Below are 18,809 nucleotides of genomic sequence, written 5' to 3'. Positions count from 1 at the left end.
GCCACCCTACCCAGCAGCGCGCAGCGCCCTAGGACCCCAGCGCGTCCACCGACCAGGACAGCCACAGCATGGCCGCCCCCAGCGCGGTGGTGAACAGGGCGTCGAAGCGCCGAGACCGCACCGCAACCAGGCCGATCACCTTCGAATCGCAGGTCAGGCGCATCACGGTCAGCCACAGCATGGCCGCGCCCAGCGTGAACGTCGCGCGGCGCCAGTGCTCCGTGGCGGCATAAACCCCGGAGAGCACAAACCCCAGCGCAAACAGCGCCACCATCACCCGCTGCACCGCAATGGGCAGGGGTGAGGCGCTTGCGCCGCGGTCGTGGGGGTTGTCCAGCGTGAGCCCGTCGGGAAGCTCCGCCCCAAGCGGCCGGATCCTGCTACTGGCCAAGCCAGCTCACGCCCTAATTTCCGTCCTGGCCGATGCCAGCCTGACGCTCAGCGTTTTCCACAATGTTGCGGACCAGGAACGTGCGCGTCATCGGACCCACGCCACCCGGGTTCGGGGAGACCCAACCGGCCTTCTCCCACACGTCCGGGTGCAGGTCGCCGACGGTTTTGCCGTCGATGCGGGACACGCCGACGTCGAGAAGTGCCGCCCCCTCCTTAATCATGTCCGCGGTGATCATGTGGGGTTTCCCGGCGGCAGCGATGATCACGTCGGCGCGGCGGGTCTCCGCGGCCAAGTCCTTGGTGCCGGTGTGGCACAGCACGGTGGTGGCGTTGACGTCGCGGGAGGTGAGCATGAGCGAAATCGGGCGGCCCACTGTCACTCCGCGGCCGACCACGCACACGATTGCGCCGTTGAGATCCACGCCGAAGCGCTCCAGCAGCTTGATGGAGCCGTTCGGGGTGCACGGCAGCGGGGCGGGCTCGTTGAGCACGAGCTTGCCCAGGTTGACCGGGTGGAGCCCGTCTGCGTCCTTGTCCGGATCGATCAGCTCCAGCACCCGGTTTTCGTCCAGGTGCTTCGGCAGCGGCAGCTGGACGATATAGCCGGTGACGGCCGGGTCGTGGTTCAGCTCGTCGATAAGCTTCTCCAGCTCCTCCTGAGTGCAGTCGCCCGGTAGCTCCTTCATAATGGACGCGATCCCCAGCTCCTCGCAGTCCTTGTGCTTCATGCGCACATAGTTCTGGCTGGCCGGATCCTCCCCCACCAGCACCGTGGCCAGGCCCGGGGTGATTCCGTGTTCTTTCTTGAGACGAGCAACGCGAGTCTCAAGGTCCGCGAAAATCTCCTCGCGGTAGAGTTTTCCGTCCAGTTTGATCGCAGTCACGGCCCCAATCCTAGACTGTTGGGCGTGCTCCACCTGATCTACGACAACCCCGCCATCGGCGGCAACGCAGGCGCCGCCATCCGGCTTGCGGCGAACACCGGGGCGCAGCTGCATTTCGTCGAACCACTCGGCTTCAACTTCGACGACAAACACCTCAAACGCGCGGGCTTGGACTACCACGATCTAGCGGACGTAATCATCCACCCGGACATCGGCGCCTGCTTCGACGCCATCCCGGATTCCCGCATCTTCGCATTCACCGCGCACACCGAGCACCACTTCCACGAGGTGGCCTACCAGGACGGCGACGCGCTGCTGTTCGGCAACGAGGCCAACGGCATCCCCGAGGCGCACCTGGCCCACCCGCGCATTACCCGCCAGGTGCGCATCCCCATGCTGCCCGCGCGGCGCAGTATGAACCTGACTAACTCCGCGTCAGTCGCCGTCTACGAGGCGTGGCGCCAGCTCGGTTTCGTCGGCGGGGCCTGACAGAGGGTCCGTCACCTGCATCGGGGGAAGCTTGCGGTCACGCAGCTTATCGACGATCTCACGCGCCTGCGCCTCCCCCACATCGCGCACGGAGACGCTGAACGGGCCCGGAACCATGTCCAGGTCCACGTTGGCCAGGCCGAGGGCGCGCTGCAGCGGGCCTTGCTCGAAGGCCAGCTCCTGGATGTGCGGGGTTTCCACCATCTGGTACCAGCGCCCAATCCGACCCGCGGTGACCGCGACGGCACCGTCGCGGATGGTCACGGTCTGGCGCTTCCAATCAATCGGCGAGACCCACCGGGCGCTACGCGGCGAGCGGTAGTCGGCTGCGGATAGGTCCGTCAGGTCATCGCCAGACATCGGCCCGATGGCGTCCACGACCGCCTTCGCCTGCTCCCATGTGCCCACCGGCAGCAACTTCGACGTGCCTGTCTGCTGGTTGCGCTCCGAGCCGTACCCGGCGACAACCACCGAGACCGTCCACCAGCCGAAGAGCCGCCAGAACATCGGTTGACGCAGCTGCACCGCGTGGATCCGCGAGCGAGGCACCGCCTGACGGCGGCGGTTGGCCAGGCCGTAGGTGAGGTGGAACATCTCCCCCTCCTTGGTGCAGGTGAACCGCCACGACTGGTCGATAGTGCGCCAGATTCTGGGCAAAAACCCCACGACCACGGGGATGATCGCGGCGGCGGTCAGCTCCGTCCAGATGGGCACGAACGCCCACGCGATGGTAAACAGCGTGGACATCTGGAACGCGGTGCCGATGAGCGACCTGCGGATGGGAATCGGGGGAACGAGGTGGGGGCCGGAGGTGGCGTCGATAGGCGATCGCTCCTGCGTGCCGCCGATGCGGCGCAGCAGCTGCGCGCGCACATCTTCCGCCTCGTCGCGCGGCAGATAGGTGATGCTGATTGCGGACTGCGCGCTGCCCGCGGCCTCAATGCGCACCGACGCGAGCCCGAACAACCGCGGCGCGAATGACTCGATGACGTCGACGGCCTGGATGCGGTCGAAGCGCGCGGCGCGGACCTGGTTGGTCAGCACGCCGCGGCGCACCTCCACCTCATCCTCGCCGATTTTGAAGCCGCTGCGGCGCCACCAGATCTGCGAAACCGCAAAGACCACCGCGAGCGCCCCGACGAGACCGGCCGCAGCCCACGCGATGTCGGTCACGCCGACGTTCTCGCGCTGCGCCCAGTGGTAGATGGGCATGGTGAAGTTGAACAGGGCAATGGTGGCTAACGCCAGCGTAAACGTCCAGACGCGTAGCAACGGCGTCAGGCGGTGCACCTGGCGGTACCCCTCCATGCCGGGGGTGGTGTGGACGTTACTCACAGGCCGCTCATCCGCTCGCGCGCCTTGACGGCGAGCCGGTTGCGCAACGCGTCAGCGTCTGCTGCCAAGAGCCCCGGCAAGTCCGAATCGGAGGAACTCGACGCCGTGTGCACCTTCAGCTCCTTCAGCCCCAACGACCTAGCGATCGGGCCCGACTCCACGTCCACGAACTGGATACGCCCGTACGGAATCACCGTGATGGTGTGGAACATCTTGCCCTTGCTCAGCACCAGCTCATTGTCCGTTTCCAGCCAACCCATGTTGCGGACCTGGAACGGGATGAGGAAAAAGCGCCAGATGAAGATGACGCCGAAGATCCCCAGCGGGATGAGAAAGCCCCATCCCCACTCCCGGTAGCAGAGGTAGAGGCCACCGCAGACGATCACCATCCAGATGGCGTTGTTCACCAACTGCGGCCACATCAATTTCGGGGACACCTTGTTCATGCCTTCCACGGACGTGGGCAGGGGATGGACAGGCGCATCGGGCATGGCGCACACGCTACCAGCCGGGTTGGTGCTCATTCCGGCGTAGATGCTTACCCCAGGGTGCTTATCCATCGAGTGCGGTGTCTTCCACCGGGACTGCGGACATTTAGTTGGACCACTTTGGGGCGGGAAGGCCTTGAATGGGTTACAAGTTCAGCAATGAGTTTCGCCGTGAGGCGGTTGAGTTATACGAGTCCGGGTTAAGCGCTGCGGCGGTGTTCGACCGGCTTGAGGCTGCGCATGGGGTGCGGCCATCGCGTGCGACACTGACGCTGTGGGTTGCGGCGCATCGTCACGGGGTGGACCAGGATCTGGTCGATGACGCGGAGCGTGTCAGGGAGTGTGCTGCGGAGGTGATTGGCCGCGTTGTCGCGTCGCGCGTTGTGCTGGGGGCAACGATTTCGAAAGTCGCCGCGGAATACGGGTGCGGCACAACCGCTGTGAGTCGGTGGGTAGACAGTTTCGGCCCAAAAACGCCGTTGGATCCGTCTGTGTCGTTCAATGATGTTGTTTTGGCGACAATGGAACGCGTGAACGAGCATCGCAAGAATATCCGCGAGCAAAACGCGGCCCGCCAGCAGGCTGCCCAGGCGCCCAAGTTGCGCCCGGTTGATGAATGGTTACCCGGTTCAACACCGGATGTGAACAATCTGCCGGATGATCCAGCAGCCCTCAAACGCATCATCGCAGCTCAGGTGGAGCGTGACATGGTAAAAGACGCGTTGTTACAGGCGGCGTTTGAACAGCGGGCAGGTGGTGAGGCGGGAAAAGACCTCGCCCCGGCGGGGCAGCCGGATCTGACGGTGAGAACAGCCGCGGTTGAGATCCTCGTGCACGCCGGTGGGGTTTCAGTGCGTAAGGCGTGCCGGTTAGTCGGACTGAGCAAGTCGACGTTTTTCGACCGTCGTGACCAATTGCGGCGCCACGCGCTGCGGCAGAAGCGCCGTGCAGAGCTCGCTCGTGAGATCACCGACATTGTGGAAGCCTCTGGATGTAGCTACGGCTATAGGCGGGTCCATCACGCGCTGGCCAAGCGCGGAATCGTAGTGTCAGAAAAGGTAGTAAACGCCCTGATGGGCGAATGCGGGCTGCGCCCGAAGGGCAAGAGGATAAGAAGGCATTCTTCCTATGCGGGCGAAAATGAGCACAAGCCAGAAAACTTGCTGCTTATCGATCCTGATGCTCAACCCGAGCAGGTGATGTACCCGGACGGGGTGTCAACATATTTCAAAACCAACGCGCTCGCGTTTGACCTGCACCACGACTTCTATGCAGATAAGCCGTGGCAGAAACTCGGCACTGATGTCACCGAGGTCAACTGCGTAGACGGAAAGCTATTTATAAGCCCTGTCGTGGACTTCTACGACGGCTACATCCCTGTGGTGGCTATGTCACCCACCCCGGACACGGGGCTTGTGATGGACATGATGGACCAACTCAAAGCGCACCTGCCTGAAGGTGCGCGCCCGATCATCCACTCCGACCGGGGCATGTTGTACCGCACCCACCGTTGGGTAGAGACCATCACCGACTCCAGCCACGACACCACAACGTGCCGGCTATGCGAAACGGGACAGTTCTGCCCCAACAAATGGCTGCTTATACCGTCATTGTCGCGCAAAGGAACAAGTGGGGATAACGCGAGAGTGGAGGGTTTTTTCGGCACTATGAAGCAGGAATGCATCTACGGACGCCCAGAAACCGAACTGATGACAAGAGCAGAAATGATCCGATACATTAACCGCTACGTCGATTTCTACAACCACGAACGGTTGAAGTCGACGCTGACCGAAGGATATACAACCATCGCCCAGTACCGACAGGCACTGAGCGTATAAAAGCCCCCAGTGGTCCAAGAAATAGTCAGCACCCCCACCGCCCTGGCTCTCTCGAGAAGTAAGCGTGTAGAAGTAAGCATCCTCGGTTAGGCACCTCGGGCCCACGCGCCCATCACCGGAAATCACGCGACCCGCGCGAGAGCAGTTCCCCCATCGCCAGCGGCTCCAACCGGTCCGCCACCACGGACACCGCCCCGGAGGCGTTTTGCACGATCCCGCGCACCACCAGCGCCTTGGCGGTGCGGGCCAACACGCGCTGCTTGTTCCACAGCCCGACGGAGATGACGATGTTGATCAGCCCGGTCTCGTCCTCCATCCCCAAAAAGGTCACCCCACCTGCGGTGGCCGGGTGCTGGCGGTGCGTGATCACACCGGCAACGCGCACGCGGGTGCCGTCCTCCACCCCGTGCAACAGCTCGGACGCCGGCACCACGCCCTGCTCCGACAGCGCAGCACGTACCATCTCCACCGGCATGAGCCCGGGCGTGACGCCGGTGGCCGCCACGTCCGCGGCCATGAGCTCGAACGGGTTCATCCCGGGCAGCGACGGCGCCACCACCGACGACAGCCCGGGCAGCATCCCATCGCGCTCCGTGGCCGCCACGCCCGCCTGCCACAGCGCCTGCCTGCGCGTCACTCCGAAGCAGTCCAGCGCCCCCGCCCGGGCCAGGGCCTCCACGTGCTCCACGGACAGATCAGCCCGGCGCGCCAAATCCGCGATCCCGTCGAATGGCGCCGCCTCCTCGATCCGGTCCGCCGCGTCCGACCCCAAGCCCCGCACCAGGTTCAACCCCACCCGGATCGTGGAGGAATCCACGCACCGGGCCTCCCGCCCGGAGCTGTTCACGCACACCGGCAGCACCTCTACCCCGTGCCGGCGAGCATCCTGGATCAGCGACTGCGGGGAGTAAAACCCCATCGGCTGCGCGCGCAACAGTCCCACGCAGAACTCCGCCGGGTAGTGGCGCTTAAACCACGCGGAGAAGTACACCAGCGAGGCAAAGGACTGCGAGTGCGACTCCGGGAACCCGTAGGCGGCAAACGCCACGATTTTCTGCCACAACCGCTCGGCCACGTCCTCCCCGATCTCGTTGGTGCGCCAGCACCCTTCGAAGAAGCGCGACTTCAACGCGGCCATTTTTGCCGGGGAGCGTTTGGAGCCCATGGCTCGTCGTAAAGCATCCGCCTCGCGGCCGGAGAAGCCGGCCGCATCCACGCAGATCTGCATGAGCTGCTCCTGGAACAGCGGGATGCCCAGCGTTTTGCCCAGGGACTTTTCAAGCACCGGGTGGTCGAAGGTGACCGGCTCCAGCCCGTCGCGTCTTCTTAAATACGGGTGCACCGAGCCGCCCTGGATCGGGCCCGGGCGGATCAGCGCCACCTCCACCACCAGGTCGAAGAACCGCCGCGGCTTCAACCGCGGCAAGGTGCCCATCTGCGCGCGCGACTCCACCTGGAACACGCCCACGGAGTCGGCGCGGCAGAGCATGTCATACACGCGCGCGTCGTCAAGCGGCAGCTCCCACAGGTGCACCGTGCGGCCGGTGGTCTCCTCCACCAGGTCCACCATGTGGTGCAGCGCCTCCAGCATGCCCAGGCCGAGCAGGTCGAACTTGACCAGGCCGGCGGACGCGCAGTCGTCCTTGTCCCACTGCACTACCGAACGGTTTTCCATCCGCGCCCACTCCACGGGCACCACGTCCGCGATGGGGCGGTCGCAGATGACCATGCCGCCGGAGTGGATGCCAAGGTGGCGCGGCTGCCCTTTGAACTGCGCCGCCAGCTTCTCGACGGCCTCCGGCACCTCCGTCATCCCCTTCGCCCAACTATCGGCCGCGCCCTGCGCGAACCCCAGGGCACGCGCCGCGTCGCGCACTGCGCCCTTGGTGCGGTAGGTGATCACGTTGGCCACCTGCGCCGCGTTGTCGCGCCCGTAGGTGTCGTAGACGTACTGGATCACCTCCTCGCGCCGCCCGGATTCAATGTCCAGGTCGATGTCGGGCGGGCCGTCGCGGTCCGGGGAAAGGAAGCGCTCAAACAGCAGCCCCGCCTCGATCGGCTCCACGTTGGTGATACCCAGCGCGAAACACACCGCCGAGTTCGCCGCTGAGCCCCGCCCCTGGCACATGATGTTCTCCCGCGCGCAGAAATCCACCAGGTTGTAGATGATGAGGAAGTAGCCGGGGAAGTTTAGCTCCTCAATCACCTCCAGCTCGTAGCGGATCTGGGCCATCGCTTTCCGACGCACCTCCGGCGAGCGAGCCGCATACCGAAATTCCGCACTCGCCAGCGTGAGATTTCGCAGGTGGTCCATTTCGCTGCGCCCGTCCGGCGTGGCGTAGCGCGGCAACTCCGGCGCGACCAGGTCGAGCGTGAACGCGCACTCCCGGGCAAGCTCGACGCTGTAGGCGAGTTTGTCGTCGCAGCCGGGGCACATGCGTTGGAGCTGGTCGCCGGAGCGCAGCCAGTTCGCCCCCATCGGGTGCAAATCCCCGTGCGCCTGGGAGAGGGACTCGCGCCGGGCCAGCGCCCGCTTCGCCGCCGCCAGCCTGGCCTGGTCGCGGGTGGCCGCGGCCGGAGCCGCCGTGACGATGGCGGGCAGTGTCGCTGCGTGCGTGTCTAACGCCGCGTGCCGGTCCGCGTCCTCCGGCGTCATGGAGACCTCATACTCCAGCACCACATTGCCCGCACCGAACGCCTCGACCACGTGGTCGATTTCCTCTGCCCACTGCCAGCCGGCGAGCACGACGCAGGTGCCGCCCAGCTGGTCCCCGATGAGCTCCAGCGGCGGGTAGGCCACCTTGTCTTTCTCGCGGGTAGCCATGTGCGCGTCCGCCATCAGGTGAGAAAGACGCTTGTACCCCTCGGGCCCACGGGCAATGACGGGCAGCACCTTCTCCCCGAGCGTCAACTCCGCCCCGAAGACGGTGCTCAGGCCCGCCGCGGCCGCCGCCTCCGCGAACTTCACGGCGCCGTAAAACCCGTCCCGATCCAGCAGGCCAACCGCGTCCAGACCCAGCTCAACTGCCCGCGCGACCAGCTCTTCCGGCTCACTCGCCCCACCGAGGAAGCTGTAGGAGCTCACTGCGTGCAGTTCCGCGAACGGGACCGTCGTTACGGCGCGCGCAGGCGGCAGTGCAGCTGCCCCGCCCGACTCGGCCCCCTGATCGTACGCTGCGCCGGCCGGTGTGCCGGTGTGCCCGACCGGCACCGGCTCCGGGCCCGGCCGCCCGGAGAGGATGCGCTCGAGCCGCGACCACGACAGCGGCGCTCCCCCATTGAATCTCATGCCGGGAACACTACCACGGTTCGAACGTGTGTACTAGCGGCAGAGGTGGTCAGCTGGCACGATCCGGTCCCCGTCCGCCAAAACCAGCTACTTAGACCCAGCTATTCGGCCCTCAGGGCGCAATAGCTGGGTCCTACCAGCTGGATCCGGGAGGGAAACCGGGTGCCCAGCCCCATCTACCGCGGGGCAGACGGCTCAGTTGACGGGACACACAGAAAATAGACTAAGCGGTACATCGGGTGCTAAATTCTCACCCGTCATACATTTCCCATGCACAAGGAGACCCCCAATGCGTATCAAGCGCACCCTCGCAACCGTCGCGGCGGCCGCACTGGCCACGACCGGCCTGGTCGCCTGCTCCAACGACTCCGACGACACCGCCGATAACGCGGCGGGCGACAACGTCACCGTCAAGATCGGCACCACCGAGGCCGACCAGGAAGCATGGCGCGTGTTCAAGGACCTCGCCGCGGACAACGGCATCGACCTGGACATCGTGCAGTTCTCCGACTACTCCCCGGTCAACGAGGCGCTGGCGCAGGGCGAGCTGGACGTGAACAAGTTCCAGCACATCAAGTACCTCGCCGCCTACAACCAGTCCTCCGGCAACGACCTGCGCGTGGTGGGCTCCACCGAGATCGTGCCACTGGCGCTGTTCTGGAAGGACCACGACTCCATCGACGGCATCGAGGGCGAGTCCGTCGCCATCCCGAACGACCCGTCCAACCAGGGCCGCGCCATCAACGTGCTGGTCCAGGCTGGCCTGCTCACCCTGAACGACAACGTCGCGGACGAGCTGGCGCCGACCCCGGCCGAGATCGACCAGGACGCCTCCAAGGTCACCGTCACCCCGATCGACGCGTCCCAGACCCCGAACGTCTACAACGAGGGCAAGCCGGCCATCATCAACAACACCTGGCTGGACCGCGCGGGCATCGAGCCGAGCCTGGCCGTCTTCCAGGACGACCCGGAATCCGCCGAGGCAGAGCCCTACATCAACGTCTTCGCCGCGCAGGCGGACCGCATCGACGACGAGACGCTGAACAAGCTGGTCGAGCTGTGGCAGACCCCGGAGGTCGAGGAGGCCGTAGCGAAGGACTCCAAGGGCACCTCCGTGCCGGTCTACCGCGAGAAGTCCGAGCTCAACGACATCCTCGACCGCCTGCAAAACAAGAACTAGCGGAACAAGAACTAAAGGAGCACGCACATGCGTACCAACCGCGTGATCGCCGCCGCGGCGGCATCGCTCATCGCCGCCACCGGGCTGGTGGCCTGCTCGTCGGAGACGGACACGGCGTCGTCAAGCGACGGCGACACGGTGACCGTGAAGATCGGCACCACCGACGCCGACCTGAAGGCGTGGAGCGTGTTCGCCGACGAGGCGCAGAAGGCCGGCATCGACCTGGACATCGTGCGCTTCACCGAGTACCCGCAGGTCAACCCGGCGCAGTCCGAGGGCCAGATTGAGATCTCGAAGTTCCAGACCATCAACTACCAGGCCCAGTACAACGCTACCTCCGGCGAGGACCTGCGCATCATCGGTTCCGGCGAGATCAACGTCCTTGGCCTGTTTTGGAAGGACCACGACTCGCTCGACGGCATCGAGGGCCAGGAAGTGGCAATCCCGAACGACCCGTCCAACCAGGGCCGCGCCATCAACGTGCTGGTCCAGGCGGGGCTGTTGACGCTGCGTGACGGCGCCCCGACGCTGACCCCCACCCCGGCCGACATCGACAAGGATGCGTCGAAGGTGGAGGTCGTGGCTGTGGACGCCTCCCAGACGCCGAACGCGTACAACGAGGGCCGCCCGGCAATCATCAACAACAACTGGCTGCAGCGCGCCGGCATCGACCCGGCGACCTCCGTGGCCGCGGACGACCCGAACTCGGAGCTGGCGGAGCCGTACATCAACGTCTTCACCGTCTCCGGCGATGACCTGGACAACGAGACGTACGAAAAGCTCGTGGACGTCTGGCAGTCCCCGGAAGTCACCGCAGCCTTGGACGAGGACTCCAACGGCACTGCCGTGCAGGTCCAGCGCTCGAAGGAGGACCTCAACGAGGTCCTCGACCGCCTCGTGGAGGAGTACAAGTAAATGGCCAACACCGGCACCCGGATTGAGTTCCGGAACGTCTCTAAGGTCTTCAAAACCAAAGACCGCGAGGTCACAGCCGTCGACGACGTCACCCTGACCGTCGAGCCGGGCGAGATTCTCGGCGTGATCGGCTACTCGGGTGCCGGCAAGTCCACGCTTGTCCGCCTCATCAACGGCCTAGACATGCCCACGTCGGGCGAGCTGCTGCTCGACGGCACCGACATCGTCGGCATGCCCGAGCGCAAACTACGCGAGATCCGCCGCAACGTCGGCATGATCTTCCAGCAGTTCAACCTCTTTTCCTCCCGCACCGCCGCGGGCAACATCGAGTACCCGCTCAAGCTGGCCGGCGTGGACAAGAAGGAGCGCGAGCGCCGCGTTGCCGAGCTGCTCGACTTCGTCGGCTTGGGCGAACGCGGCGAGAACTACCCGGAGCAGCTCTCCGGCGGCCAGAAGCAGCGCGTGGGCATCGCCCGCGCCTTGGCCACCAACCCCTCGCTCCTGCTTGCCGACGAGGCCACCTCCGCCCTGGACCCCGAGACCACCCAAGAGGTGCTCAGCGTGCTGCGCCGGGTCAACGAGGAACTGGGCATCACCATCGTGGTGATCACGCACGAGATGGACGTCATCCGCGCCATCGCCGACAAGGTCGCCGTGATGGAGGACGGAAAAGTGGTGGAGTACGGCAGCGTCTACGACGTGTTTGCCAACCCGCAGACCGCCGTCGCCCAGCGCTTCGCCGCCACCAGCCTGCGCAACCGCCCGGACGAGGTGGAAACGCGGGAGCTGCTGGCAAAGCCCGGCCGCCTGTTCACCGTGGACCTCACCGAGGACTCCGGGTTCTTCGGCGCGGCGGAGCAGGCCCGCGAGCGCGGTGTGGCGGTGGAGCCGGTGCACGCCGGCATCACCACCCTCCAGGAGCGCTCCTTCGGCAAAATGACCGTCCGCCTGAACGGCGACAACAACGCCATCGACGAGTTCTTGGCCACCCTCCAGCGCAACACCGAGATTGAGGAGATTACCCGATGAACCCGACGAATACTGGCGTAACCGAGTACCTGCTCGCAGCACCGAACTGGGACACCCTCGGCCCCACCTTCGTGGAGGCCATTGGCGACACGCTGTGGATGGTGGCCATCACCATGGTCATCGGCGGCTTCTTTGGCCTGCTGCTGGGCATCTTCCTGTACACCACCCGCCCAGGCGGGATCCTGCAGAACAAGGCGGTGTACACCATCATCAACGTGGCGGTGAACTTTTTCCGCCCCATCCCGTTCATCATCATGATCGCGATGCTTTACCCGCTGACCTTGCAGGTGGTCGGCACCACCATCGGCCGCGGCGCCGCCACGTTTGTGATGTGTTTCTCCGCCACCTTCACCGTGGCCCGCATTGTGGAGCAGAACCTGGTGGCCATCGACCCGGGTGTCATTGAGGCCGCCCGCTCCATGGGCGCGAGCCCGTGGAAGATCATCACCTCGGTCATCCTGCCGGAGGCGCTGGGCCCGCTGATCCTGGGCTACACCTTCATCTTCATCGCGGTGATCGACATGTCCGCCATGGCCGGCTACATCGGCGGCGGCGGCGTGGGCGACTTCGCCATCGTGTACGGCTACCGCGCGTTCGAGCCTCAGGTCACCTGGGCTGCGGTGCTGGTGATCGTGGTGATCGTGCAGCTGGCGCAGTTCTTGGGCAACTGGCTGTCCAAGAAGGTCATGCGCCGGTAGGTTTGGGTGCCATGAAGGTTGTGGCGTTCGACTTCGATGGCACTCTCCACCACCCTCCCAACGGGTTCCGCGAGGAGGACATCGCCGCAATAGATGCCTGGCGCGCTGCCGGGCATCTCGCCATTTCTGCCACCGGCCGCTCCCGCACCGCGCTCGCGCACGGCATGCGCGGCAGCAGCCTCGCCTTCGACTACCAGGTCCTGTCCAACGGCGGCTCCGCCACCGACGGAGCGAACGAGCAGCTCATCTTCGGGCACGAAGTATCCGGCGACGTCTTGCGCGCCGCGCTGGACGCCTTCGGTTCCCGCGAGGGTCTGGCCATCTTCGGCACCACCCTGGGCCGGGTCGACGGCGTCTTCGCCAACAACATCGGCGCCACCCACGACTTCACCGCCCATTTCCAGCCCATGACGCGCGCCGACATCCCCGACCACCGTTTCGCCGTCGTACCCATCTGGGTGCCCGGGGATACGCAGCTGCGTGCGGAGGTCGTCGCTTGGGCGGTGGAGCTCGGCGGCCTGGAGGTCGCGCAGAACCAGGACTACATCGACCTCATGGCGCCGGGGCGTTCCAAGGGCGCAGGCATCACGCAGCTTCTCGGCGAGCTCCGCCTCCCCCGCGAATCCGTCCAGCTCTACACGTTCGGCGATTCCTGGAACGACCTGCCCATGCACGCGATCGCAGACGTTTCCCACAGCTTCCCCCACTCCCCCGAGGAGGTCCGCGCCGCCACAGACCACGTCATCGGCGCCGTGTCCGACGTCCTCGGCGGGTACATGTAGCGCTTCACGGATTGGAAGCCCCGGGCCGCAACTAGCAGATCACGCGTCCAATCTCTCGTTTCCCCAGGTGGTGTTGAACATGAGTTTCAACACCAGGCTGATCTGCTAGTTGCGCTCCACGGGAGCCACCGACACCGCCACCCAGGCCGTGCTCTCCTTCGGTGCCTTCCCGCACGAGTCGACCACGCCAGCAACCGGTCGCTGCTCTAGCTGCACCTCATACTTCTGGCCAGAGGCAGTGTCGGTGACGGTGGCGGCGAGGTCGGAGTCCCCCTCCCCCGCAACTACATCGAACTGCCCGTAGCGCGCGCCCGGCACTTGGGCGGCAACGGCGAGTTCCGCCGCCTGCTCGGCAGGGCCGAGGGTGCCGCGGCCGCGGTTGCCGGGCACGAAATACAGCCCGTCCGTCGCGGCGGCGAGCATCGCGTCCGTGGCCTCGAGGTTCATGCGCCCGAAGCTGTAGGCCCACGGCAGGAGCAGCATCGTCGGGGCGAAGCGGTGGCCCTTGATGTGGGAGGTTTCCCACACCACGTCGTTGCTGGGGCCGAAGGGGTAGCGCTCGTGCAGCGCGTTGAGCAGCGGGCGACCCTTGACCGCGCAGCAGCGGTCGCGTTTCGCGTGGGTGCAGATGAGCAGCAGGGGGCGCTCACGCTCCACGCCGCCGTTCTTGCCCGGGCCGGACAGGTCCAAGTTGAGTAACGCCTCGGGGCCGTCCACGTGCATCACTTCAGTGACCGCCTGGTCGGCGAAGACGAGGTAGAGGTGGTGGTCGCTGATGTTGCGGCCCTCACGCGTCGGGTGGCGAATGAGCAGCAAGGTGGCGTTGTACTCGTCGAGTTTCGGTTTGAGCTTGCTGGTGAGCTCCTCACCGAGGGCGGCGTCGCCGATGACGTCGCGGGGCCAGGCGTCGGGCCACTCGAAGAGCACGTACACCGATCCGGTTTTGGCGGTTCCCGGAAGCGGTTCAATCTCTACGTCGGAGCAGAGCAGCTGTTGCATGGCACCACCATAGCTAACAGCGCAAATCGGGCTTCGCCCACGACTTGGACAGCATTCCAAGATGTAACGGTTGTGTAACCATTTGGGAATTGGGCCGGATATTTTGGTTCTTCCCGGCGCCCTGGTTACGGTGGCGGAATGCTCATACGTTCCGGTCTTTCCCGCCTGGCGTTGGCGGGCGCGTGCGCGGCGGCGTCGGTCGCCTGCGCTGCCTGCAGCGTCGCCGGTGACGGAGCAGGGAAGACTCTGACGGGCAGTCTCGCCTCCCACTCCGCGCAAGTGCAGCCGTTGGGCACTGCTGACCCAGCGCCAAAGTCGCAGCGCCCGTCAGCCCCGGCCCAGCTGGCCGTGGCAGGGGTGCGCGTAGGCGCGCACGAGGGCTTTGACCGCGTCGTGGTGGACCTGGAGGGCGAGGGCACACCGGGCTGGTTTGTGGATTACACCTCCACCCCGATCCAGGAAACCGTCGCCCAGCCTCTGCAGGTTGCGGGCAATTTCTTCTTGAACATCAACATCGACGGCACCGTCGCTCCGGTCGAGCTGGGCAAGGACAACAACGTCCCGGTCACCATGGCGGGCGATACCGGCAACGTCATCGACGTCATCAATGCCGGGACCTACGAGGGCCGCAGCCAGATCGTTGTGGGGCTTCGCTCCGACCTGCCGTACTCCGTGCAGGTGGTGGAGGACCCCATGCGTGTTGTCGTGGACATCGTGCAGAAGTAACAGGTCCGCGCGGTTAGTACACCGCCTCCACGCGCCAGCTGCGCCTGCTCCACACCAGCAACCACCCAGTGACGGCCCCCTTCTGCCCGCCTTCGCGCCCGACCACTTGCATGCGCGCCACCCTGCCCGCGGGGAGGTCTGTCTGCGCCCACCACCCCGCGTCCACGGGCCACGGCCCTGCCCAGCCGGTGACCAGGTAGCGCTTTTCGCCCCACGCCAGCCCGTACGGCTCGGCGGACAGCAGCGCTTCGGCGGTGACGATGACGGGGGCACCGGTAGCGCTGATAAGCATGATGCGCGAGGCCGGGTGGTCGATGCCGCCGCCTAAGCGCGCAGGCAGGGGCGCAGGTATCGCCCCGGGCCACGATTGCTTCTCGACGACCTCCGGCTCCTCCCCGAACGGCAGCATCGCCACGCGCTCGGCAACCCCGCGCCCGCCGACGAGCCGGGGTTGGAGCACCGCGTCGATGCCGAGCTGAGACTGGACACGCTCCACCACCCGCCGCGCGGTGTCCGTGGACGCGCCGTCGGCCCACAGCTCCCCCACCGGCTCGGGCGGGGCGAACTCCAGCGGCTCGAGGATGAGGCTGGTAATTGCGCCGGAACCGCCGCTTGTCAGCCAGCCGTCGAGCTGCCACCGCACCCGGTCCGCGGTGCCCGCTTCGGTGAGCGCCTCGCGAGTGCGCCACACGCGCTCGACCCGGGTGCCGTCGCCGAGCTCCGCCACCACTTTCAGGCGCAGGCAGTTGCGCCCCGTCTCTTTCAGCCGCTCGTGCAGGTTTGCCGCTAGGGTGCGGGCGGCAAACGCGGCGGCGTCTACCCGCTCGATCGGGTCCTCGGGCGTGATGGCCACGGCGAGGTCCTCCACCGGCAGCTCCGGGGCCACCCGGCGGTCCGGCGCGGCAGACGCGATGCGGTGGATGCGCATCCCTTTTGCGCCGAAGCGAGTGGTCACCGCATTCGGCGGCAGTTTCGCCAGCTCCCCGAGGGTGGAGACCCCTAGCTGGCCGAGCGCCCTGACGGTGTCTGTGTCCGCGGCGAGGGACTCCTCCGCCACCAGCGACCCCAGCGGCTGTGCGGCCAGAAACTCGGCCGACCCGCCCGGCGCCACCACCCGGGAGGCGCGTGCCGCAATCAGTGCGGTGGCGATCTCGTCGGCGGCACCTGCCATGGCGTCGATGCCGCGGCGCGAAGCTGCGTCGATAAGCATCTCCAGCGCCTTGTCCTCGCTGCCGTGGAAACGACCGGCGGCCTCCAAGTCCACCACCACCAGACCGGGGCGCAGCACCTCCACGCTCGCGGCGACCTCGTCGAAGCTGGCCGCCAGGGATGCGAACATGCGCCCGTCGCGGTCCGGGTTGTCGTCCACCACCGTGAGCTCTGGCGCGACCGCCTGCGCGTTGCGCACCCGCATGCCGCGGCGGATGCCCAGCTGGCGCGCGGCGTGCGAGCACACCTTCACCCGGTGCTGCGCCGCGATCGCAATCGGCTCTGCCAGCTCATCGCCCGAATCTAGCCGCGCCGCCTGCACCGGCCAGTCCGGAAACCACAGCGCCGCCGCCCTCATATGACAGCCCTGAGCCTTCGCTTATCGACGCCTCCGGCACTGCCAGCGCCAAGCGTCACCCTCGCGCTGGCAGGCCGGTAGCCTTTCGTCTCCGCGCGGACGTCGAAGTCGATCCCGGTGATGCGGCCGACACCCCGGCCGATGCCGTGGAAGCTGGCCAACCGGCCCGTGACGGTGAGCGCTGGCGAAGGCACCTCCACGTTCACGCACACCAGCGCGGCCTGGCCTTTGCGGATCCGTGCGAGCAGGGGGCGGGCGCGCACGGGGGTGAGCTGGAACGGGCTGCGGGTGCGCAGGACAACAAGGTCGAGCCCCTCGGCGAGCACGCCCGCGACGCTGAAGTCGTCGAGGCCCGCATCCGGCACCGCCACCACCCGTTCTAGCGCATCCGCGTCGATGCCGGCATAGGACAGCTCCGGCCACCCCACTATGCCGGCGCGGCCGCCAGCTCCGGTTACCTGGCCAATGAGCTCCACGATGAGCGCCGGGGTGTCGCTGATGTGCGTGACCGCCTGGCGCGGCAAGCCGCCATTCGGCAGCACGAGCGAAAGGACGCCGCCCACGGCAAGTGTGTCCCCATCCTCAACGACCTGCTGCGGAACCTCCCCGCCGATGGCGGCCATGCGGGCGCGCAGCTCAGCGATCTGGTCGGCGCGCGACGTCTGAGCTGGCAGTTCATCTACTACCGCCAGGTTCGCCGCCGCTGCCGACGCAGTTCGAATAGGTGTTCCACTCACGCCAGATAGTATGCACCGCGGGGCCGACACGGGCAACGCTACTGGTCGAACATGTTTTCGTACAGTTGGCGCGCCGCAGGGTGCTCGAACCTAGCCGATCGCTTGCCCGATACACTTCCCGGCATGATCCCGATCACCGCAGCAGAGGTTCGCGACCGCGTCACCCCGATCCCCACCCCGCCTGTCGTGCGGGCGCTGGGCTCGATCGGCGTTGGCGGGTCTATCGGCGTGATGGTGTCGCAAGCCCCGCTGAGTGTCAAGGCGGTTGTGGCGGTCCTGTGCGTTGTTGTCGCCGTCGCCGCCACGCTGCTGCACCCGTACCGCAAAGAGCTCCGCGCGTTCGCGGAGGACAAGGGCGTGGCCAGGGTGCCGTCGATAAGCATGGTGCTCCCACTGATGCTGTGGTGGCTGCTGCTCATGCTCGCGCCGCTCGCCCACTGGCCTGCTGTAGGCGCGTGGGTTGCGGGTGTGGTGGCGGCCGCAGTGGCCTGGGTGCTGGACCCGCACGTGGACGGGTCGCGGCGCCTCGCGTACGCGTAGGGCTGCGCGACTCGCTGGCACCGCAGAAAATGGCGCCCATAGCTCAAAACTCTTCGACATCGCTCAAGCACATGTGGGACACGCGCCCACGCCAGTCCCGCATGGCGTATTTGCTAGCAGCCAGCCCTCATAGAATTGGACGGCTTAGGCATTTTTTGCCTAAGCCGTCCAATCCTCTTTTCGAGAGCCCAAGAACTTAGCCGCACGTAGAAATTACTTCACTACGATACGGCACTCACCCGGTGTCCCCACCCGCCCGTGCGCATCAATCTGGACGTGATCTAGGTCCCCGTTATAAATACTTGCACCGGTCTGCACGCTGGTAGTGGTATTGGATAGCTCGACACTATCTTCCTGTAAGACCTTTTCTCCGCTCATGTACCTAATCGTCAAGACATCACCAGGTTGTCCTTCGTACACAATGTGCGGCGTATTTCGTTCCTTATCCATGCGCAGAATTTGCGGATCGCACTCACCTGTGTCGGAAACATTTCCGAGTATAGGAGAGTCTGGCGAACGGGATTCGAAATTCTCCAGAGGGCTATTGCTCCCATCTGCTTCTTGAGAAGCATCCTCATGGTCGCTACATCCAGCAACGGTTAGCGACAGAGCAATGGCACCAAGAAGGATTTCGCTTAACCGCATGTTGTGACTTTAACAGTCCCGCCGGAGAGCACCCGGAGGACAAGGGCATGACCGGAGTGCCGTCCGCCCCGCTCGCCCACTGGCCTGCGGTGGGCGCGTGGGTTGCGGGTGTGGTGGCGGCCGCGGTGGCCTGGGTGCTGCACCCGCACGTGGACGGGTCGCGGCGCCTCGCGTACGCGTAGGGCTACTCGAATGGTCCCTTAGCAGCGGCGGAACGCACCCGCGCCGCCGCCCCGAAACGCCGGCTGCAAGGCGTGACGAGCACGCGGATAATG

At 66.0% G+C, this 18,809-nt stretch carries 19 protein-coding genes; 10 read left to right on the top strand and 9 right to left on the bottom strand.

Annotated features, from left to right (window positions below; all coding sequences use genetic code 11):
* Positions 1-28: 28 nt before the first annotated feature.
* Both CUREI_RS02020 and CUREI_RS02015 read right to left on the bottom strand, forming a co-directional pair.
* Positions 29-298, bottom strand: coding sequence for a DUF3017 domain-containing protein (locus tag CUREI_RS02020; RefSeq protein ID WP_407919155.1), 270 nt, complete (start codon positions 296-298; stop codon positions 29-31).
* 106 nt (positions 299-404) lie between these two features.
* A complete protein-coding gene (locus CUREI_RS02015; RefSeq protein WP_038609859.1) occupies positions 405-1,277 on the bottom strand; it encodes a bifunctional methylenetetrahydrofolate dehydrogenase/methenyltetrahydrofolate cyclohydrolase in 873 nt (290 codons plus the stop codon).
* Between the two features lie 18 nt (positions 1,278-1,295).
* On the opposite strand from CUREI_RS02015, the gene CUREI_RS02010 reads away from it, so the two are divergent.
* A complete protein-coding gene (locus tag CUREI_RS02010) occupies positions 1,296-1,766 on the top strand; it encodes a tRNA (cytidine(34)-2'-O)-methyltransferase (protein ID WP_038609856.1) in 471 nt (156 codons plus the stop codon).
* Here CUREI_RS02010 and CUREI_RS02005 read toward each other — a convergent pair.
* A complete protein-coding gene (locus tag CUREI_RS02005) occupies positions 1,713-3,101 on the bottom strand; it encodes a PH domain-containing protein (protein ID WP_051952134.1) in 1,389 nt (462 codons plus the stop codon). The genes CUREI_RS02010 and CUREI_RS02005 overlap by 54 nt on opposite strands.
* Positions 3,098-3,592, bottom strand: coding sequence for a PH domain-containing protein (locus CUREI_RS02000; RefSeq protein WP_236627242.1), 495 nt, complete (start codon positions 3,590-3,592; stop codon positions 3,098-3,100). The genes CUREI_RS02005 and CUREI_RS02000 overlap by 4 nt, the downstream gene beginning before the upstream one ends.
* Positions 3,593-3,729: 137 nt before the next feature.
* Between CUREI_RS02000 and CUREI_RS01995 the strand changes: the two genes are divergently transcribed.
* A complete protein-coding gene (locus CUREI_RS01995) occupies positions 3,730-5,427 on the top strand; it encodes an IS3 family transposase (protein WP_038609853.1) in 1,698 nt (565 codons plus the stop codon).
* 112 nt (positions 5,428-5,539) lie between these two features.
* On the opposite strand, the gene CUREI_RS01990 is transcribed toward CUREI_RS01995, so the two are convergent.
* Complete coding sequence (locus CUREI_RS01990; protein WP_038609850.1) at positions 5,540-8,716, bottom strand: error-prone DNA polymerase; 3,177 nt, start codon at positions 8,714-8,716, stop codon at positions 5,540-5,542.
* Between the two features lie 289 nt (positions 8,717-9,005).
* Here CUREI_RS01990 and CUREI_RS01985 point away from each other — a divergent pair, with 289 nt between their 5' ends.
* Genes CUREI_RS01985 through CUREI_RS01965 form a run of 5 tightly spaced genes read left to right on the top strand, consistent with a single transcriptional unit; the run spans position 9,006 to position 13,320 of the window.
* On the top strand, positions 9,006-9,896 hold the full coding sequence (locus CUREI_RS01985) for a MetQ/NlpA family ABC transporter substrate-binding protein (protein WP_038609847.1): 891 nt from the start codon (positions 9,006-9,008) through the stop codon (positions 9,894-9,896).
* A gap of 27 nt (positions 9,897-9,923) precedes the next feature.
* Positions 9,924-10,811, top strand: a complete 888-nt coding sequence (locus CUREI_RS01980) for a MetQ/NlpA family ABC transporter substrate-binding protein (protein WP_038609843.1) — start codon at positions 9,924-9,926, stop codon at positions 10,809-10,811.
* Complete coding sequence (locus CUREI_RS01975; protein ID WP_038609840.1) at positions 10,812-11,840, top strand: methionine ABC transporter ATP-binding protein; 1,029 nt, start codon at positions 10,812-10,814, stop codon at positions 11,838-11,840.
* Positions 11,837-12,538, top strand: coding sequence for a methionine ABC transporter permease (locus CUREI_RS01970; RefSeq protein WP_038609838.1), 702 nt, complete (start codon positions 11,837-11,839; stop codon positions 12,536-12,538). The genes CUREI_RS01975 and CUREI_RS01970 overlap by 4 nt, the downstream gene beginning before the upstream one ends.
* Positions 12,539-12,549: 11 nt before the next feature.
* Positions 12,550-13,320 (top strand): HAD hydrolase family protein, encoded by a 771-nt coding sequence (locus CUREI_RS01965; RefSeq protein WP_051952133.1) that lies wholly within the window; start codon positions 12,550-12,552, stop codon positions 13,318-13,320.
* 105 nt (positions 13,321-13,425) lie between these two features.
* On the opposite strand, the gene CUREI_RS01960 is transcribed toward CUREI_RS01965, so the two are convergent.
* Positions 13,426-14,319, bottom strand: coding sequence for a sucrase ferredoxin (locus CUREI_RS01960; protein ID WP_038609835.1), 894 nt, complete (start codon positions 14,317-14,319; stop codon positions 13,426-13,428).
* Between the two features lie 138 nt (positions 14,320-14,457).
* Here CUREI_RS01960 and CUREI_RS01955 point away from each other — a divergent pair, with 138 nt between their 5' ends.
* Entirely contained in the window at positions 14,458-15,045 is a 588-nt protein-coding gene (locus CUREI_RS01955; protein WP_038609832.1) for an AMIN-like domain-containing (lipo)protein, read from the top strand.
* Between the two features lie 13 nt (positions 15,046-15,058).
* Here the strand turns inward: CUREI_RS01955 and CUREI_RS01950 are convergent, their stop codons facing one another.
* Positions 15,059-16,612, bottom strand: coding sequence for a Y-family DNA polymerase (locus CUREI_RS01950; RefSeq protein ID WP_038609828.1), 1,554 nt, complete (start codon positions 16,610-16,612; stop codon positions 15,059-15,061).
* Positions 16,609-17,349, bottom strand: a complete 741-nt coding sequence (locus tag CUREI_RS01945) for a hypothetical protein (protein WP_236627241.1) — start codon at positions 17,347-17,349, stop codon at positions 16,609-16,611. Before CUREI_RS01945 ends, CUREI_RS01950 begins: the two co-directional genes overlap by 4 nt.
* 123 nt (positions 17,350-17,472) lie before the next feature.
* On the opposite strand from CUREI_RS01945, the gene CUREI_RS01940 reads away from it, so the two are divergent.
* A complete protein-coding gene (locus CUREI_RS01940) occupies positions 17,473-17,889 on the top strand; it encodes a hypothetical protein (RefSeq protein WP_038609821.1) in 417 nt (138 codons plus the stop codon).
* Positions 17,890-18,102: 213 nt separating this feature from the next.
* Here CUREI_RS01940 and CUREI_RS12170 read toward each other — a convergent pair whose 3' ends face one another.
* Positions 18,103-18,534: a hypothetical protein gene (locus tag CUREI_RS12170; protein ID WP_144242385.1), complete on the bottom strand. Its 432-nt coding sequence runs from the start codon at positions 18,532-18,534 to the stop codon at positions 18,103-18,105.
* A gap of 47 nt (positions 18,535-18,581) precedes the next feature.
* On the opposite strand from CUREI_RS12170, the gene CUREI_RS12740 reads away from it, so the two are divergent.
* A complete protein-coding gene (locus CUREI_RS12740; RefSeq protein WP_269077728.1) occupies positions 18,582-18,716 on the top strand; it encodes a hypothetical protein in 135 nt (44 codons plus the stop codon).
* The last annotated feature ends 93 nt before the right edge of the window (positions 18,717-18,809 follow it).

Source organism: Corynebacterium ureicelerivorans (genome assembly GCF_000747315.1).
GTDB lineage: Bacteria > Actinomycetota > Actinomycetes > Mycobacteriales > Mycobacteriaceae > Corynebacterium > Corynebacterium mucifaciens.
This window is presented reverse-complemented; position numbering and strand designations above follow the sequence as displayed.

Bases quoted from the DNA above. Each gene is read 5' to 3' on its own strand.
- CUREI_RS02000 (WP_236627242.1), bottom strand. From the start codon at position 3,592: ATGCCCGATGCGCCTGTCCATCCCCTGCCCACGTCCGTGGAAGGCATG.
- CUREI_RS01995 (WP_038609853.1), top strand. From the start codon at position 3,730: ATGGGTTACAAGTTCAGCAATGAGTTTCGCCGTGAGGCGGTTGAGTTA.
- CUREI_RS01990 (WP_038609850.1), bottom strand. From the start codon at position 8,716: ATGAGATTCAATGGGGGAGCGCCGCTGTCGTGGTCGCGGCTCGAGCGC.
- CUREI_RS01985 (WP_038609847.1), top strand. From the start codon at position 9,006: ATGCGTATCAAGCGCACCCTCGCAACCGTCGCGGCGGCCGCACTGGCC.
- CUREI_RS01980 (WP_038609843.1), top strand. From the start codon at position 9,924: ATGCGTACCAACCGCGTGATCGCCGCCGCGGCGGCATCGCTCATCGCC.
- CUREI_RS01975 (WP_038609840.1), top strand. From the start codon at position 10,812: ATGGCCAACACCGGCACCCGGATTGAGTTCCGGAACGTCTCTAAGGTC.
- CUREI_RS01970 (WP_038609838.1), top strand. From the start codon at position 11,837: ATGAACCCGACGAATACTGGCGTAACCGAGTACCTGCTCGCAGCACCG.
- CUREI_RS01965 (WP_051952133.1), top strand. From the start codon at position 12,550: ATGAAGGTTGTGGCGTTCGACTTCGATGGCACTCTCCACCACCCTCCC.
- CUREI_RS01960 (WP_038609835.1), bottom strand. From the start codon at position 14,319: ATGCAACAGCTGCTCTGCTCCGACGTAGAGATTGAACCGCTTCCGGGA.
- CUREI_RS01955 (WP_038609832.1), top strand. From the start codon at position 14,458: ATGCTCATACGTTCCGGTCTTTCCCGCCTGGCGTTGGCGGGCGCGTGC.
- CUREI_RS01950 (WP_038609828.1), bottom strand. From the start codon at position 16,612: ATGAGGGCGGCGGCGCTGTGGTTTCCGGACTGGCCGGTGCAGGCGGCG.
- CUREI_RS01940 (WP_038609821.1), top strand. From the start codon at position 17,473: ATGATCCCGATCACCGCAGCAGAGGTTCGCGACCGCGTCACCCCGATC.
- CUREI_RS12170 (WP_144242385.1), bottom strand. From the start codon at position 18,534: ATGCGGTTAAGCGAAATCCTTCTTGGTGCCATTGCTCTGTCGCTAACC.
- CUREI_RS12740 (WP_269077728.1), top strand. From the start codon at position 18,582: ATGACCGGAGTGCCGTCCGCCCCGCTCGCCCACTGGCCTGCGGTGGGC.